This window comes from Endozoicomonas sp. GU-1 (assembly GCF_027366395.1).
Lineage (GTDB): Bacteria > Pseudomonadota > Gammaproteobacteria > Pseudomonadales > Endozoicomonadaceae > Endozoicomonas.
Map to the genome: position 1 here is coordinate 3,073,571 of NZ_CP114771.1, position 16,380 is coordinate 3,089,950.

Annotated in this window: 12 protein-coding genes; 6 read left to right on the forward strand and 6 right to left on the reverse strand. The window is 51.0% G+C overall.

What is annotated here, in order from left to right; genetic code table 11:
* Positions 1–44: 44 nt before the first annotated feature.
* The 4 genes from metF to O3276_RS12585 all read right to left on the reverse strand — a co-directional run bounded on the left by metF (position 45) and on the right by O3276_RS12585 (position 4,797).
* Complete coding sequence (gene metF / locus O3276_RS12570) at positions 45–905, reverse strand: methylenetetrahydrofolate reductase [NAD(P)H] (RefSeq protein WP_269671656.1); 861 nt, start codon at positions 903–905, stop codon at positions 45–47.
* 59 nt (positions 906–964) lie between these two features.
* Positions 965–2,380: an adenosylhomocysteinase gene (ahcY, locus tag O3276_RS12575; RefSeq protein ID WP_269671657.1), complete on the reverse strand. Its 1,416-nt coding sequence runs from the start codon at positions 2,378–2,380 to the stop codon at positions 965–967.
* A 192-nt stretch (positions 2,381–2,572) separates the two neighbouring features.
* Complete coding sequence (gene metK / locus O3276_RS12580; protein ID WP_269671658.1) at positions 2,573–3,736, reverse strand: methionine adenosyltransferase; 1,164 nt, start codon at positions 3,734–3,736, stop codon at positions 2,573–2,575.
* Between the two features lie 101 nt (positions 3,737–3,837).
* Positions 3,838–4,797 (reverse strand): ArsR/SmtB family transcription factor, encoded by a 960-nt coding sequence (locus O3276_RS12585; protein ID WP_269671659.1) that lies wholly within the window; start codon positions 4,795–4,797, stop codon positions 3,838–3,840.
* A 244-nt stretch (positions 4,798–5,041) separates the two neighbouring features.
* On the opposite strand from O3276_RS12585, the gene O3276_RS12590 reads away from it, so the two are divergent.
* Positions 5,042–6,481, forward strand: a complete 1,440-nt coding sequence (locus O3276_RS12590) for an Npt1/Npt2 family nucleotide transporter (RefSeq protein WP_269671660.1) — start codon at positions 5,042–5,044, stop codon at positions 6,479–6,481.
* A gap of 38 nt (positions 6,482–6,519) precedes the next feature.
* On the opposite strand, the gene O3276_RS12595 is transcribed toward O3276_RS12590, so the two are convergent.
* Entirely contained in the window at positions 6,520–6,948 is a 429-nt protein-coding gene (locus O3276_RS12595) for a hypothetical protein (protein ID WP_269671661.1), read from the reverse strand.
* 235 nt (positions 6,949–7,183) lie between these two features.
* Here O3276_RS12595 and tkt point away from each other — a divergent pair, with 235 nt between their 5' ends.
* Positions 7,184–9,181 carry a transketolase gene (gene tkt, locus O3276_RS12600; RefSeq protein WP_269671662.1) on the forward strand — a complete coding sequence of 666 codons (1,998 nt, stop codon included), beginning with the start codon at positions 7,184–7,186 and terminating at the stop codon, positions 9,179–9,181.
* A 545-nt stretch (positions 9,182–9,726) separates the two neighbouring features.
* Positions 9,727–10,641, forward strand: coding sequence for a polyamine aminopropyltransferase (speE, locus tag O3276_RS12605; protein ID WP_269671663.1), 915 nt, complete (start codon positions 9,727–9,729; stop codon positions 10,639–10,641).
* 106 nt (positions 10,642–10,747) lie between these two features.
* Here the strand turns inward: speE and ptcA are convergent, their stop codons facing one another.
* Positions 10,748–11,794 carry a putrescine carbamoyltransferase gene (gene ptcA, locus O3276_RS12610; protein WP_269671664.1) on the reverse strand — a complete coding sequence of 349 codons (1,047 nt, stop codon included), beginning with the start codon at positions 11,792–11,794 and terminating at the stop codon, positions 10,748–10,750.
* A 526-nt stretch (positions 11,795–12,320) separates the two neighbouring features.
* On the opposite strand from ptcA, the gene O3276_RS12615 reads away from it, so the two are divergent.
* From O3276_RS12615 to O3276_RS12625, 3 genes are all read left to right on the forward strand, one after another.
* A complete protein-coding gene (locus tag O3276_RS12615; protein WP_269671665.1) occupies positions 12,321–13,712 on the forward strand; it encodes an APC family permease in 1,392 nt (463 codons plus the stop codon).
* A gap of 45 nt (positions 13,713–13,757) precedes the next feature.
* Entirely contained in the window at positions 13,758–14,849 is a 1,092-nt protein-coding gene (gene aguA / locus O3276_RS12620) for an agmatine deiminase (protein ID WP_269671666.1), read from the forward strand.
* Positions 14,850–15,033: 184 nt separating this feature from the next.
* On the forward strand, positions 15,034–15,966 hold the full coding sequence (locus tag O3276_RS12625; RefSeq protein ID WP_269671667.1) for a carbamate kinase: 933 nt from the start codon (positions 15,034–15,036) through the stop codon (positions 15,964–15,966).
* The last annotated feature ends 414 nt before the right edge of the window (positions 15,967–16,380 follow it).

Sequence of the window (16,380 nt, forward strand, 5' to 3'; positions counted from 1 at the left end):
AATAATACCATTCACATTTCCCTCACAACTCATAACTCATGCCATCAATCAGCCAAAATGCCCAGGTTATCGCAGATACCCTGGCAGGGAACCGCCTGATTAAGGGTATAAAAGTGCAAACCCGGAGCACCACCTTGCAGTAACCTCTCGCAGAGCCGGGTTACCACCTCTTCACCAAACTGTTTAATACTGCTGATATCATCGCCATAGGCTTCCAGTTGCTTGCGAATCCATCGTGGAATCTCGGCACCACAGGCATCGGAAAAGCGAGCCAGGCGGCTATAGTTGGTGATCGGCATGATTCCGGGAATCACCGGGAGATCAATGCCCAGTGACCGGGTACGCTCCAGGAAATAGAAATAACTGTCTGCATTAAAGAAATATTGAGTAATCGCCGAGTCCGCACCGGCATCCACCTTACGCTTGAAGTTTGCCAGATCCTTTTCCATATTGGGTGCCTGCGGATGAACTTCCGGATAAGCAGCAACCTCGATATGAAAGTGATCCCCGGTTTCAGTACGAATAAACTCCACCAGCTCATTGGCGTAGCGGAGTTCACCACTGTCACGCCCCATACCTGAAGGCAGATCGCCTCTCAGGGCAACAATACGCTCTACGCCCTGGTCACGGTAAAAGTTCAGCAACTCTTTGATCTGCTCCCGGGAGTCACCAACGCAGGAAAGGTGAGGAGCGGTTGCTATGCGGGTCTGGTTCTGCGTTGACAGCACGGTTTCAAGGGTTCTGTCCCGTGTTGAGCCACCAGCACCGTAGGTCACCGAGAAAAATTCCGGTTGGTATCTGGCCAGGCTGAGGGCATTCTCCTCAAGTTTCCGGGCACCCTCTTCTGTTTTAGTGGGAAAGAACTCAAAGCTGACAGGAGTATTATTGGTTATTGTATTTGCCATGGTAGTCACCAGCAGAGGTCGCTGGCTGGTGAAGAGACATCAGCCAGCGAAAAAGACATTTAGTACTTGTAATCGTCGCTCTTGAAGGGGCCATCAACAGGTACATTAATGTAATCAGCCTGGCCTTGAGTCAGCCGGGTAATCACACCACCAAAGCCTTCCACCATGTAGGCAGCGACTTCTTCATCAAGTTTCTTGAGCAGTACGGATACCGCCAGCTTGTCTGGCTTTTGATCGGCTGGCAGATCAGCAAAACCTGCTTCATAAAGATGGATCTGGGCCAGAACCTGGTTGGCAAAAGAACCGTCCATGATACGCGACGGGTGTCCGGTAGCATTGCCCAGGTTTACCAGTCGCCCTTCGGACAGCAGTATCAGGTGATCATTGCAAGAGTCATCCCGGACGATCTTGTGAACCTGCGGCTTGACCTCTTCCCAGGTCCAGTTATCCCGCATGAACTGCGTGTCTATTTCGGTATCAAAATGGCCAATATTGCAAACCACACAGCCATTTTTCAGGGCTTTCAGCATGTGGCGGTCACAGACATGTACGTTACCCGTGGTGGTCACCAGCAGGTCAGTGGTGGCCAGCAGCTCCCGGTTGATAGCAGCGTCGGTACCATCGTTAACACCATCAATATAGGGTGAAACCACTTCAAAGCCATCCATACAGGCTTGCATGGCACAGATCGGATCCACTTCCGTGACCTTGACAATCATCCCTTCCTGACGCAACGAAGCGGCGGAACCTTTACCCACATCACCGTAACCAATGACCAGCGCTTTCTTGCCCGCCAGCAGATGGTCGGTAGCCCGCTTGATGGCATCATTCAGAGAGTGGCGACAGCCATACTTGTTGTCGTTCTTACTTTTGGTGACCGCATCGTTAACGTTGATTGCCGGTACTTTCAGGGTGCCTTTTTCCAGCATCTCCAGCAGGCGGTGAACCCCGGTGGTGGTCTCTTCAGAAATGCCGTGAATGTTGTCCAGCAGTGCAGGGTATTTGTCGTGTAACAGCAGTGTCAGGTCACCACCGTCGTCCAGCACCATGTTGGCTTGCCAAGGCTTACCGGCACCGTCGAGGACCGTCTGCTCAATGCACCACCAGAACTCTTCTTCGGTCTCACCCTTCCAGGCAAATACCGGTATGCCCGCTGCGGCAATGGCGGCGGCGGCGTGATCCTGGGTAGAGAAGATATTGCAGGAGGACCAGCGTACCTCAGCACCAAGCGCTACCAGCGTTTCAATCAGTACCGCAGTCTGGATGGTCATATGAATGCAGCCCATGATCTTTGCGCCTTTCAGTGGCTGCGAATCACGGTATTTGGCTCTGATCGCCATCAGTGCCGGCATTTCACCTTCGGCAATCTGAATCTCGCGCCTTCCCCAGTCCGCCAGGGAAATATCAGCCACCCGGTAGTCCGGCACCTTGGTGGCGCTGTGCAAATCAGCAGTTAACTCAGGGTTAGCACTCATAAAATGTATCCTGTTCTGCGTATTATCCGAATTATTGTGCAGTCTAGCAGTGGCACCAACCTATATCAACAAACTTTGATATAGATGCCGCATTCGCTTTATTGGCAAGGTAGAACAATACAGAGGAAAGGAAAGAGTATTGAGAAAAGCAGGTAAAAAAGGCAGCCAGTCGGCTGCCTGAAGAAGGAAAAATTAAAGGCCTGCAGCCTTGCGCAGCTGTTCCGCTTTATCGGTGCGCTCCCAGGTGAACTCGGCCTCTTCCCGGCCAAAGTGGCCATAGGCTGCCGTGGACTGATAGATTGGACGCTTGAGATCCAGCATCTTCACCAGTCCACCGGCACGCAGATCAAAATACTCACGCACCAGTTCAACGATACGCTCGTCGGACACTTTACCGGTGCCAAACGTGTTAATGGAAATTGAGGTAGGCTCAGAAACACCAATGGCGTAGGACACCTGAATCTCACAACGATCCGCCAAACCGGCGGCAACAATGTTCTTGGCGACATAACGGCCGGCGTAGGCGGCAGAACGGTCAACCTTGGATGGATCCTTACCGGAGAAGGCACCACCGCCATGACGGGCCATGCCACCGTAGGTATCCACAATAATCTTGCGTCCGGTCAGACCGCAGTCTCCAACAGGCCCGCCAATCACAAATATACCCGTCGGGTTAATGTGGTATTTGGTGTCTTCATGAAGCCAGCCTTCCGGGAATACAGGCTTGATAATCTGCTCCAGCACTTCACGACGAATTTCATCCAGAGAGACATCCGGAGAGTGCTGGGTAGAAAGCACAACGGCATCGACACTCTGCACCTTGCCATTCTGGTCGTAACGCATGGTTACCTGACTCTTGGCGTCAGGACGCAACCAGGGCAACACACCATTCTTGCGCAACTGCGCCTGGCGCTTAACCAGCTCATGGGCGTAGTAAATGGGCGCAGGCATCAGCACCGGTGTTTCATTGGTAGCATATCCAAACATCAGGCCCTGATCACCAGCACCCTGCTCACGCTCATCGGTTTCATCAACACCAACGGCAATGTCCACAGACTGCTTGCCAATGGCATTCAGAACCGCAACGCACTCACCATCGAAGCCCAGGTCTCCATGGTTATAACCAATGCTGGTGACGACGTTACGAACCAGCTCTTCAATATCAACATAGGTTGTAGTGCGCACTTCACCGGCCACAATCACCATGCCGGTTTTCACCATGGTTTCTACCGCAACCCGTGCTTCCGGGTCATCCTTGATGATGGCGTCCAGAATAGCATCAGAAATCTGGTCAGCAATTTTGTCTGGATGCCCTTCAGATACCGACTCCGATGTGAATAGCGAATACTCAGACATAGCCGTTTTACCCTCTTGAAAAAATTGTGTGCGCCTCTTTGATTCCATGAAAGCATCTGTTCATAAAATACGTTCTATTGAGGCGTTAACCAGGTCATCGTTTATCCGGCAAGGAAGAAACGTCGGACCTGGATCTGAAAACCATTGCGTAACCCCAGATACTGGGATTCACCGCTGATTAATCCCGCTTTATCCGCCCATTGAGCCAACTCGCCAGCACTGAAACCAAGCCACAGATCACCACAGGACTCCCGAACCCAATCCTGGTCATGATGGCTGAGCTCACTGATAAACAGGCTCCCACCGGGCTTCAATAGCCGGGAAGACCAGTTAAAGATGTCCGCCGGGCTGGGCACATGATGCAGCACCATATTGATGACGATACAGTCAAAGGCGCTGGTCATGTTGCTCAGCGACTGGATCTCGCCATGAACAAAAGTGACATTGCCAATGCCTTGCTGTTTGGCCAGCATCCGGGAGTAACTCAGCATTTTTTCCGAGTTATCCAGTGCGTAAACCAGCTTGAACACAGAGGCGAGTGTTGGCAGAAAATTTCCCTCACCGGGACCAAGCTCCAGGGCCAGGCTCTGTTCAGGAAAATCGGTAGTCTCAATAAGGTCTGCCACCGTTTCAGCATAGAGCTGGTGCTCGGCAATCAGCTCCTGATGCTGACGGAATTCTTCGCTATTGCGGGCAAAAAATGCCTGGGACAGTTCCGCCCGCTGCAGGCGAATGGCCTGAAGCTGTTCGGCAAGATCTTGAGGTAGCGGTATACCATCCACCGCCTGAAACAATGAGCGGACTACCCCTTCGAGATGACCTGCCGATGTAGGCAGGGCCCGACGGTAGAAAACCGTGTTGCCTTCTTTGCGGGTTGAGACTAAACCGGCCTGAGACAAGACCTTCAAATGATGGCTCATGGCTGGCTGACGCATGGCAAACACACCGCTCAGCTCCAGCACACCGAGAGACTCTGTGCTCAAGACCCTCAGAATCTGTAATCTCAGAACATCGCCACTGGCTTTGCTCACCGTGGCCAGCTGCTCAAAAGCATCCGTCAACACACGTCATCCTTTCCAATCACTTAAGCACAGTAAATCATTGACTCATTTACCGAGATATTCGAATGGGAGAAGTTTAGCAAGAGCCAAAATCTATATCAAAATATTTTTATATACAATCAATAGACACAAGAAATCCAATCTCTGCACTATATTTACCCAGCACTTTCTGTGCCTGAATGACGACAGCCTGCTGAGCATCAGTATCTGGAAGCAATAACGGGAGGTAGGAAACACGCTGTATATGACTAAAAATTCATCCAGAAGCATTGCTGGTAATTCCAATTCGATGCTTTATCTGCAAATTGCCATGCTGTCCTGTTGCACCTTCAACTTTGACATACTCTGGAACCTGAAAGAGTCGCTGCTCATTACCCGGCTTGGTGCGGAAGCCATCCCCTTCATCAAGTTGATGGTTGTCATGCCTGTCGCTTTTATTTTTTTAATCACCTACAGCTTTCTGGCTAACCGACTCAGTAAACGTACCCTGTTTGCCGTTGCGTTGATCCCTTTTCTGATCTGGATGCCGTTGTTTTCCATGGTTATCTATCCAAACCTGGAGTCTTTCGCCCCCACCACAGCGCTTGCCCTGCTGTCCCCACTTATCCATGAAAACCTGCAATTTATTGTCGGCATGGTCTATTACTGGCCCCTTACGCTGTTCTTTGCCGTGGCGGAGCTCTGGGGATCGGCGGTGATCTGCACCCTCTTCTGGACAGCCGTCAATGATTTCCACAATGCCCAGAGTGCCACCCGGCAATATCCCCTGATCACCATGATCGGCAGCAGCGCATCCATTATTTCCGGCCCGATGCTTTACTACTGCGTTTCCAGGGGCGTTATGGCCCCGGATTCAGGCTGGCAGGATAGCCTGGAGATCTTATCACTTCTGTTCGTGCTGTTCGGGCTGTTGATTCTGCTGCTCAATGAATACTGCTGCCACTTAACGTCGAAAAACCTCACAGATCCCAACCGCCAGAAGACACACACCCCAACCAACCTGCCGTTGCTGGCCAGCGCACGATATCTGTTGCGCTGCCCGTACCTGGCCAGCATTGCGCTGGTTATGCTGGCTTATTGCATCGCCATTAACATGGTTGAGCTGGCCTGGAAAAGCCAGCTGGTGCAGCTGTACCCCTGTGAGGCAGACTACTCGATGTTTATGGGCAAGGTGGCCATGATCAGCGGCATAGGCAGTCTGATCTGTGGTCTGCTAACGCCAACCCTGCTGAAGATCAGCTGGTGGGCAGCAGCGTTTGCCACCCCTATCATTCTGACAGCCACGGCCCTGCCTTTTTTTCTCCTGGCCATGTATCAGAAATCACAGGTCAGCTTTTTCGGCATTTGTTATATGGATCTGACCATGATCGGCTTGCAGATCGGCATGTACTGCCATGCCCTCGGCAAGTCGGCAAAATATACGCTGTTTGATGCCACCAAAGAGATCACTTTCGTACCTCTTGATGCTGAGCGAAAGTACAAGGGAAAAGCAGCTATTGAATTAGTGGTGAGTCGGGTTGGCAAGTCAGGCAGCTCTTTTTTTCAACAGATTTTAATTACCCTTTTTGGCTCCCTCAGCCTTGCCATGTCCTGGCTGGCAGGAGCTTTTATACTGGCCATTGCCCTGTGGCTGATCGCCATCAAGCATTTGGGCAGACATTACCATGAGCGAACGGAACCATAAAACAGACCAACTGATGCCCGGATTGTGCAGCCTGTCTTTCATTTCCAGTGCTTTCCGATCAGCATCGCTCCTTCCGGAATATGGCCTGCACAACCAGGCACAGGACACTGAGGATAACCGGCAATGTTCACGCCATTCAGATCCCAGGACCAGATGCCATCCTGACGGTAGTCATGCAGCACTTCCTGTTTACTGCCACAGGTATTGGAGTTATTCTGCTGGCCAGCGGCCATCCGGCATTTTGCACAGTTTTCATCATGCATATTTCCTTCTGCACCAGCAGTTATGGCATTTTTTTTACCGTCAACCTTGATATTGTAATCTGACAGCGCTCTCTGGTTACTCTGTGGCAAAGATTGCTTTGACGCTATCGACATGGCTCTCTTATCGACAGCTTTCTTCTTCTTTGATTCTGGCGTGGTAAAACTGTCCCTGGGGAGCGGTTGGGTACCAGTTAAGGGGCTCATAAAGCCTCCGGAATTCAACGTACAAAACACGTGCAGATTTGACACCACGCACCGGTGATAGTTCAGCGTTTCAATCACTTCAATAATAGGCCTGCCTTGTTTTCCATCTCACAGGCCGCAATAGCAGATTATTTCTCTGCATCTCAGTAAACCAATATGGATGAAGAATGCTGCCGGTTTCGCTAAACTAGCGCGCGAATTTAACCAGACTGGATTCCCAGGAGCAAAGATTCCCATGTCCTCACGTCGTGAGCTTGCCAATGCCATTCGCGCCCTCAGCATGGACGCCGTCCAAAAAGCCAAATCCGGTCATCCCGGTGCCCCCATGGGGATGGCTGATATTGCTGAAGTGCTGTGGCGCGACTATTTGAATCACAACCCCGCCAATCCAGAGTGGGTGGATCGTGACCGTTTTGTGTTATCCAATGGCCATGGTTCCATGCTGATCTATTCCCTGCTGCACCTGACCGGGTACGATCTGGGCATTGATGACCTGAAAAACTTCCGTCAGCTGCACTCCAAAACGGCAGGCCATCCCGAGTATGGTTATGCACCGGGCATTGAAACCACCACCGGCCCCCTGGGCCAGGGCATCGCCAATGCCGTTGGTTTGGCCGCCGCCGAGAAGGCACTGGCCGCTCAGTTCAACAAGCCTGGTCACGATATTGTTGACCACCATACCTACGTCTTTATGGGTGATGGCTGCATGATGGAGGGTATCTCTCATGAAGTGTGCTCCCTGGCGGGCACCCTGGGCCTGGGCAAACTGGTGGCATTTTACGATGACAACGGCATCTCCATTGATGGTGAAGTGGAAGGCTGGTTCACCGACGACACCGTCAAGCGCTTTGAAGCTTACCACTGGCATGTCATTCCGGCGGTTGACGGTCACGACCCTGAAGCGATCAAAGCCGCCATCGAAGCCGCCCGCGCCGAACAGGACAAACCAACGCTGATCTGCTGTAAAACCATTATCGGCTTCGGTTCACCCAACAAAGCCGGTAAAGAGGAGTGCCACGGCGCTCCGTTAGGCGATGACGAGATCAAGCTGACCCGCGAGCGTCTCGGCTGGCAACACGCACCGTTTGCAGTGCCTGCTGACATCTACAACCAGTGGAATGCCACCGCAGCCGGTGCCGCCAAAGAAACCGCCTGGAATGAAAAGTTCGCAGCCTATCAGGCCGAATACCCGGAGCTTGCGGCAGAATTTACCCGTCGCCAGAAAGGTGACCTGCCCGCTGACTTTGCCGAAAAGGCATCGGCTTATATCAAGTCCTGCCAACAGGAAGGTGAAAAGATCGCCAGCCGTAAGGCCTCCCAGAACACCCTGAACGCTTACGGCCCGATCCTCCCGGAACTGCTTGGTGGTTCGGCAGACCTGGCGGGCTCCAACCTGACCCTGTGGAGCGGCTCCAAAGGCATCAAGCGTGACGATGCTGATGGCAACTACCTGTTTTACGGCGTCCGTGAATTCGGCATGACCGCCATGATGAGCGGTATTGCCCTGCACGGTGGTTTCATTCCTTACGGCGCAACCTTTCTGGTCTTTATGGAATACGCCTGCAACGCTGTCCGTATGGCCGCGCTGATGAAACAGCGCTCAATCCTGGTCTACACCCACGACTCCATTGGCCTGGGTGAAGATGGTCCAACCCACCAGCCTATTGAGCAAATCGCCAGCCTGCGCATGACACCGAACATGAATGCATGGCGTCCATGTGACACGGTAGAATCTGCCGTCGCCTGGAAACATGCCATCGAACGTGTTGATGGCCCCAGTGCCCTGATCTTCTCCCGTCAGGGCCTGCCATGCATGGCCAGAACCGATGAGCAGATCGCCCTGGTTGAACGAGGTGGTTACATCCTGAAAGAGTGTGAAGGTACGCCTGAGCTGATTCTGATGGCTACCGGCTCAGAAGTAGAACTGGCTATGAACGCTGAGGCTGTTCTCTCCGCCCAGGGACATAAAGTACGTGTGGTCTCCATGCCATCGACGGATGTGTTTGATGCCCAGGATGCTGAGTACAAACAGTCCGTCCTGCCCCTGGAAGTGCCTGCACGTATTGCGATTGAAGCCGCTGCTGCTGACTTCTGGTACAAGTACGTTGGCCTGGATGGGCGCATTATTGGCATGACCACCTACGGTGAGTCCGCTCCGGCAGAAGACCTGTTCCCATACTTTGGCTTTACTGTTGACAATATCGTGGCAATCGCTGAAGAACTGCTCGGTTAAATCCATTCAGCCATCCCGTTAAAGGGATGGCTGTCCTCTCATCGTTGAAAACGACCATCTACTACACCATTTCAATGAGTTTGACGTGTACAATCTACGTTCACCCTGAGCGGAGTCGAAGGGTGCTTGGCACGATCTATCAGAGTTCGGAGCTTTCACCTTTAGGCCCTATGGGTCCTTCGATGCTTCGACAAGCTCAGCACTCAGGACGAACGGAGTGCGGAGACACGACAACCTGTCAAACTCATTGACACCATGTACTACGCTATTGGCCTTTTTCCTCACTATCGCAACTTGCCATTCGGTACCCAAGCAAGTTTAATTCAGCTTTTTTAAAATAAAATATTTCAATCTGACAATGTCGTCTTATTTCCTCTGGGTGGGCCTTGCGGCAACAGGGAATAACCAAAGTCCATACCCGTGAACAACCGTTTCCCCATCAGGCCCGCTGCCAATCCTTTGGCTATTGGTCCAATATTCAACAGATTCATCGGCATACAACGAGTATTTGCGGTTCTTTTTATTTATCGACAGGATTGGCAACAATGCACTGCGAAGATACCTATCAGGAAACACTGTATTCAGGCTATGGACAGAATTTTTCGATTGACCGGCTGCTGTTTGAAGATCACACCGAACACCAGCATCTGATCATCTTTGAGAACCGGTTCTTTGGCCGCATCATGGCCCTGGACGGCGTGATTCAAACCACCGAAAAAGACGAGTTTATCTACCATGAAATGCTGACCCATGTGCCCATTCTGGCCCATGGCAAGGTAAAGCGCGTACTGATTATTGGCGGTGGCGATGGCGGTATGCTCAGGGAAGTACTCCGGCATCGATCCGTTGAACAGGTCACCATGGTGGAAATTGACCGTGCTGTGGTCGATCTCTGTCGCCAGTGGCTGCCGAACCATTGTGCCGGGGCCTATGATGACCCGAGAGTTAACCTGGTGATTGAGGATGGCGTTCGGTTCGTCAACAATCACGGGATCGCCGACCATAGCTTCGATGTGATTATCTCTGACTGCACCGACCCTATCGGTCCGGGGGAAGTCTTGTTCTCCTCTGAATTTTACCGGGGATGCAAACGACTGCTGACTGATAAAGGCATTTTCGTTGCCCAAAACGGGGTACCGTTTATGCAGTTGAATGAGGTAACAACCACCGCCCATCGCCTGGCCAGCTATGTATCGGACCTGCATTTTTACAGCGCCGCCGTTCCCACCTACGCCTGTGGCATCATGACCTTTGCCTGGGGCACCGATGACCTTAAAGCCCGCCATATCCCCCTGGTCGAACTCGAAGCACGCTTTGCCCACAGTAACATTACCACTCGCTACTACACACCAGAGGTTCATCTGGCTGCTTTCGCCCTGCCACGCTACATTGAGACAGCCATCGCAGAGGCAGTGGCGGAAAAACAGCAAAGCGGCAACGCTTCCCCTTCCAGGAGCTGATGAATGACAGGTAACTGTTGGTGAGTCAATCCGTTACGCCGATAATAAAAAATCCCGTAAACTTGGCTCCAAAAACAACGGCTTTATTTCTACCAGAGAACTCCGATTAAAGCCGGCTCAGGAAGCTTTCGATACGATCCTTGTGGTAGGCCAGCGTCTCTTCAGTGGGTTTTTTAATTGATTTGTGCGTCAGATAAACCAGCAATGCCATTTGCGCAGTCAGTCGGTTTTCTGCTTCATCAAAAATCACAGAGTGCGGACCTTCCATCACTTCACGGGTACATTCCCTCTGGTCGTTAGCAGGCAGGCAGTGCATAAAGATGCTGTTTTCTCCTGCTTTGGCCATCATATCCTCGGTGACGACATAGGTTGGCATAAACGTACTCAGACGCTCTTCTTTTTCGGCTTCCTGGCCAAACCAGTAGAAACTGTCGGCAATAATAATGTCACAGCCTTCCACTTCTTCGATATTATCGGTCACGGTCAGTTTGCCATTGGAAAGCTTGATGTTTTCTCTGGCGATCTCCTGCCACATTTCAGGAGCCTGATATTTACTGGGACCGATATGTTTGTAGTGCATACCAAACTTGGTACAGGCAAACATCAGGGAAGAACATACGTTGGTGGCATCGCCGACAAAGGCAACGGTCAGGTCTTCCAGTTTTTTTCCTGCTGGCAGGTGTTCCTGCATGGTGAACAGGTCAGCCATGATCTGGGTTGGGTGCAGCCAGTCGCACAGGCCATTGATTACCGGCACGGTGGAGTACTCAGCCAGGCCTGCGACGGTTTTGTGATCATCGACCCGGGCCATGATGACATCACACATACGGGAAAGTACACGCCCGGTATCTGACAAGCTTTCTTTAGCGCCCAGGTGTATATCTTTTGGAGAAAGGAATAAGGCACCACCACCCAGAATAATGGCGGCTGTTTCAAAAGAGACCCGGGTACGGGTGGAAGGCTGTTCAAAAATCATGGCAACCGACTTGCCGGCAAATAGCTGTGGTACCGCATTTGCCTTGCGGGCTTCCTTAAACATGCTCATCAGCTCAAGGATATCGGTCAGTTCCTGTCGTGTATAGTCCTGTGTTGTCAGGAAGTGCTTGAGTTCTGGCTTGGTCAGTTCAGTGGCACTGGACGATGGCATTTTCATAACAGGATACTCCTGATTATTCACCGGGGTTGTTCTGCACGGGTATGCAAGGGGGGAAATAAATGATCGTTTTCCAAGAGTGCTTTTTACTACTCCAAACGGCACATTTCTTTCAGCAGGCTGTCCCGGGCAATCAGCTGGTTTCAGGCCCGGAACATCTTATGTGTTGTGTGAACATGTGTTTTAGCTCTGTTGCGATTTTAGTCTATAAATTTATTGTCGTGTAATTTTTCTAGTCTATATTAGAAAATGAATGTCGTGTAAATCAGGATTTTCAAAACATTCTGCATCAACAGTTTGAAAGCATTTTTATACCAAGTTCCATTGATGGCAGCAGATGAGCGTATGGCAAAAACGCTCCTTATTGCTTCCAGCCGCCCAGGGTACCACGTCTCGTCTTCCGGAGTTCATCAGGTTTTACTTTGACCATTGAGTTTACGGCCATATGGCTTTCAGGTTCATTAGATTCCTGAAATCCAACATCGTCGCCTTTTCTGTTTCTTCAAGGCTTGCGGAGAGAGCAATAATGACCAGTGAAACAATAGGAAAAATGGGATTACCCAGCCTGACCCTGTTTAGCGTTTGTGCAGTACTGGTGGTCGATGGTTTGACGGCCAGTGCATCCATAGGACCTTCTTCCATTACCTGGTGGATGATCACCATGGTGCTTTTTGTCATTCCTTACGGCCTGATCTCGTCTGAACTGGGTACCACATATCCTGGTGAGGGCGGCATCTACGACTGGGTAAAAAAAGCTTTTGGTTTTAAGTGGGCTGTCCGCACTACCTGGTTTTACTGGATCAATGTGGGACTCTGGATGCCAGCAGTGTACATCATGTTTGCGGGCATGTTTGCCGAAATGTTCTTTCCGGACATGCATCTTTGGTGGCAAATTGCCATCTGTATTGGTTTAACCTGGCTGACCATCTGGATTTGTAATATTTCCGTGGATGCCGGTGTCTGGGTAACCAACCTGGGGGCCCTTTTCAAGGTAACCGTGATCCTGGTCCTGGGTGTGGGAGGGTACTGGTACTCAAGCCAGCATGGTGTTGCCAATGAGTTTACCTTGAACTCCATGATGCCATCGCTGGATTCCGGTCTCGGCTTCCTGCCGGTCATTATCTTTAATCTGATGGGTTTTGAGCTTATTGCCTGTATGGGCAGTGAAATAAAAGATCCACGTCAAGACATTCCCAAGTCTATCCTGATCTCGGCAGCGATAGTGACAGGGCTGTATATCTCTGGAACCCTCGGCATCCTGCTGGCATTGCCGGTTGAAGAGATTGGTCTGGTTGCCGGTATTGTCTCTACCCTGAAAACTCTGTTTGGTGACAGCGAGTTTGGTCATTTTATGGTATACGGCGTTGGTTCTCTGGCTCTGCTGACTTTTATTGCCAATATGACCACCTGGACCATGGGGGCCAGCCGTGCAGCAATGGAAGCCGCACAGGCGGGAGAGCTTCCCGGATTTGTTGCCAGGGAGCATCCGGTCTACAAAACTCCCATTGGGGCCAATACGATTACCGGTACCGTGTCGACTGTCGTGATCCTGCTTTATGGCCTGACCACCGGTGAAAGTGATGAACTGTTCTGGTCTATTTTTGCTTTTTCTTCCTGCATCTTCCTGCTGCCTTACCTGTTTATGTTTCCGGCCTACTTCAAGCTGCGTGTCAGCGATCCGGATCGTGAACGTCCTTATAAGGTACCCGGCAGCACCAGGATCCAGGCATTCCTGAGCGTACTGTGTTTTCTCTTTATTGCCCAGGCGGTGTTGCTGTTCATTTTTCCGGATATTGGCCATGGCACTGTCGACTGGGGTTACTCCATTCCGGTTGCCCTCGGCATCACCATCACGGTAGGGATTGGCGAATGGGTTCTCAGTACTGCAACCAAACGAATGCATTCCGCTTCTGTGTAACCTGAAGACGGCAGCAACATTAATTCAATAAGAGTATGTACAGCGATGAGTATTACCTGTCAAACCACACCCAAAAAAGACAAGTTCCGGATGCCTGGCGAGCATGAGGCGCACGCAGAAATGTGGATGGCATGGCCAGAGCGTACCGATAACTGGCGCTATGGTGGGAAACCTGCACAACAGGTGTTTGTTAACGTTGCCAAAGCCATTGTTGAAGTGACTCCGGTAACCATGGCGGTATCTGCAGCGCAGTATGACAATGCACGACGGATGCTACCGGAAAATATCCGCGTGGTGGAAATGACCACCAACGACTCCTGGATGCGTGATATCGGTCCCAGTTATGTGGTCAATGACCAGGGGGAGCGCCGTGGTGTTGACTGGGAATTTAATGCCTGGGGCGGCCTGGTGGATGGCCTTTACTTCCCCTGGGACCGTGATGATCAGGTGGCTCAGAAAATCTGCGAAATCAACCGCGATGATCGCTATCGGGCCCCGATTATTCTGGAAGGTGGCTCCATTCATGTGGATGGTGAGGGTACTTTGTATACCACGGAGGAGTGTCTCCTCCATGAAAGCCGCAATCCTGACCTGGGCAAATCAGACATTGAACAGGTTTTGGCAGATTATCTGAATATCGAAAAAGTTATCTGGATTCCAAGAGGCTTGTATAACGACGAAACCAATGGACATGTTGACAACCTGATTCATATCGTTCGCCCCGGCGAGGTGATTCTCTCCTGGTGTGATGATGAAAATGATCCCCAGTATGAGATTTCCCAGGAAGCCTGGCGGGGGTTGTGTGAAACAACAGACGCTCATGGTCGTCAGTTGAAAATTCATAAAATGCACATCCCGGGCCCCCTTTATATACAGGATGATGAAGCAGGTGGCATTGATATCTGTGAAGGTATGGAACGAAGTGCCGGAGAACGTCTGGCCGGTTCTTACGCCAATTTCCTGATTACCAATCAACGGATTATCCTGCCACTGCTGGATCCGGCATACGATGAGAAGGCAAAGGCTCTGTTGCAGGATCTCTATCCCGGCTATGAGGTCGTGGGAGTTGATGCCAGGGAGATTCTGCTCGGTGGCGGGAATATTCACTGCATTACCCAGCAGGTTCCGGCGGTGTAAATCAAAGGCCGGGCAGATCACTCAGGCTTTTCTTCGAATCATCTGGCATGGCACCTTCCATGAGTAACACCCGACACCTGACCCGCCAGGCAAGACAATACCCTGTTTACCCCCGGTGCCTTCTCAACCGGCAGTCCTGTGCCTCCTTTTTCATTAACCAGTAAATCCTGACAGAGGTTTAACCATGCTTGTTGTTATAGCCCTTGGTGGCAATGCTATTTTGCAGAGAAACCAACCTTTGGAAGCCCATCTGCAAAGAGAGAACATCCGAATGGCTGCAGAATCTATTGCTAACGTTGCCAAGAACCACCAGGTTGTCCTGACCCATGGCAATGGCCCACAGGTTGGGTTGCTGGCGTTAATGAACCAGGCCTACAAAGAGGTAAACCCATATCCACTTGATGCACTGGGAGCACAAACCCAGGGCATGATCGGCTTTATGTTTGAGCAGGAACTCAGGAATTTTATGCCCGGTCGCAAAGTCTGTACTGTATCCACTCAAACTATTGTCAGTGCTGATGATCCTGCCTTTGAGCATCCCGACAAATTTGTTGGCCCTGTCTATACCCGTGAAGAGGCAGAAGTGATCAGTAATGCCAACCCCGAATGGACCATTAAGGCCGACGGTCATTATTACCGGCGCGTCGTTCCTTCCCCACAACCAAAAGAGATTCTTGAAATGCCCTGCCTGAAACATATCGTTTCTTCCGGGGAGATTACCGTTATCTGTGGTGGCGGTGGAGGAATACCCGTAACCCGTGGTGCTGATAACAAATTACTGGGTGTCGAAGCGGTGGTTGATAAAGACAGGGCCTCTGCTGTTTTAGCAGAAGGACTGGGCGCAAATGGGCTGATTCTCCTTACTGACGTACCTGCCGTAGAAACAGATTATGGCCAACCTGGCTCAAGGAAAATACGCAGCGCCACACCGGATGCATTTGAAAAATTTCCTTTTGCCGCTGGTAGCATGGGTCCTAAAGTAGAGTCTGTTTGTCGCTTTGTTAGGGCAGGAGGCGCATTTGCTGCTATTGGTGCATTGGATCAGGCATCTGAAATAATGACCAGAGACTCAGGGACTTTTGTAGAAATAAACGACGCTGAAATCAGCTACTACTGATAAAAGGTTTTCACCTTTAAACCCTATCTTCGATTCCACAAAGCTTCCCCTGAACATTTGGTTCCCGGGGATCCATACCTCATTACCCAAAACAGACGACAGATAGTCGTAACTACCTGTCCAAATACGTTTTTAACAGTGCCTCACGCAGAACGGATTCTGTTGACAACCCACCCTGCCAGTGCTCTTTTTGTCACCTGAACTCAGATATTCATAAGACCAAGCATTGAACTGAGGATGAGCATCAAGCCATTGCGATATGCCAGAAATCTGAGTGCAGATTTCATGAGGTACGTAATGGAGTTCCATACTACACTTTGTTCTTTTACGCATTCGGGCCCTCCCTGTATAGCTCTTACTGATGTTTATTGGCCCTGGGAGGTTTATCCACCAGATGGCAGTATGGCCTCACTT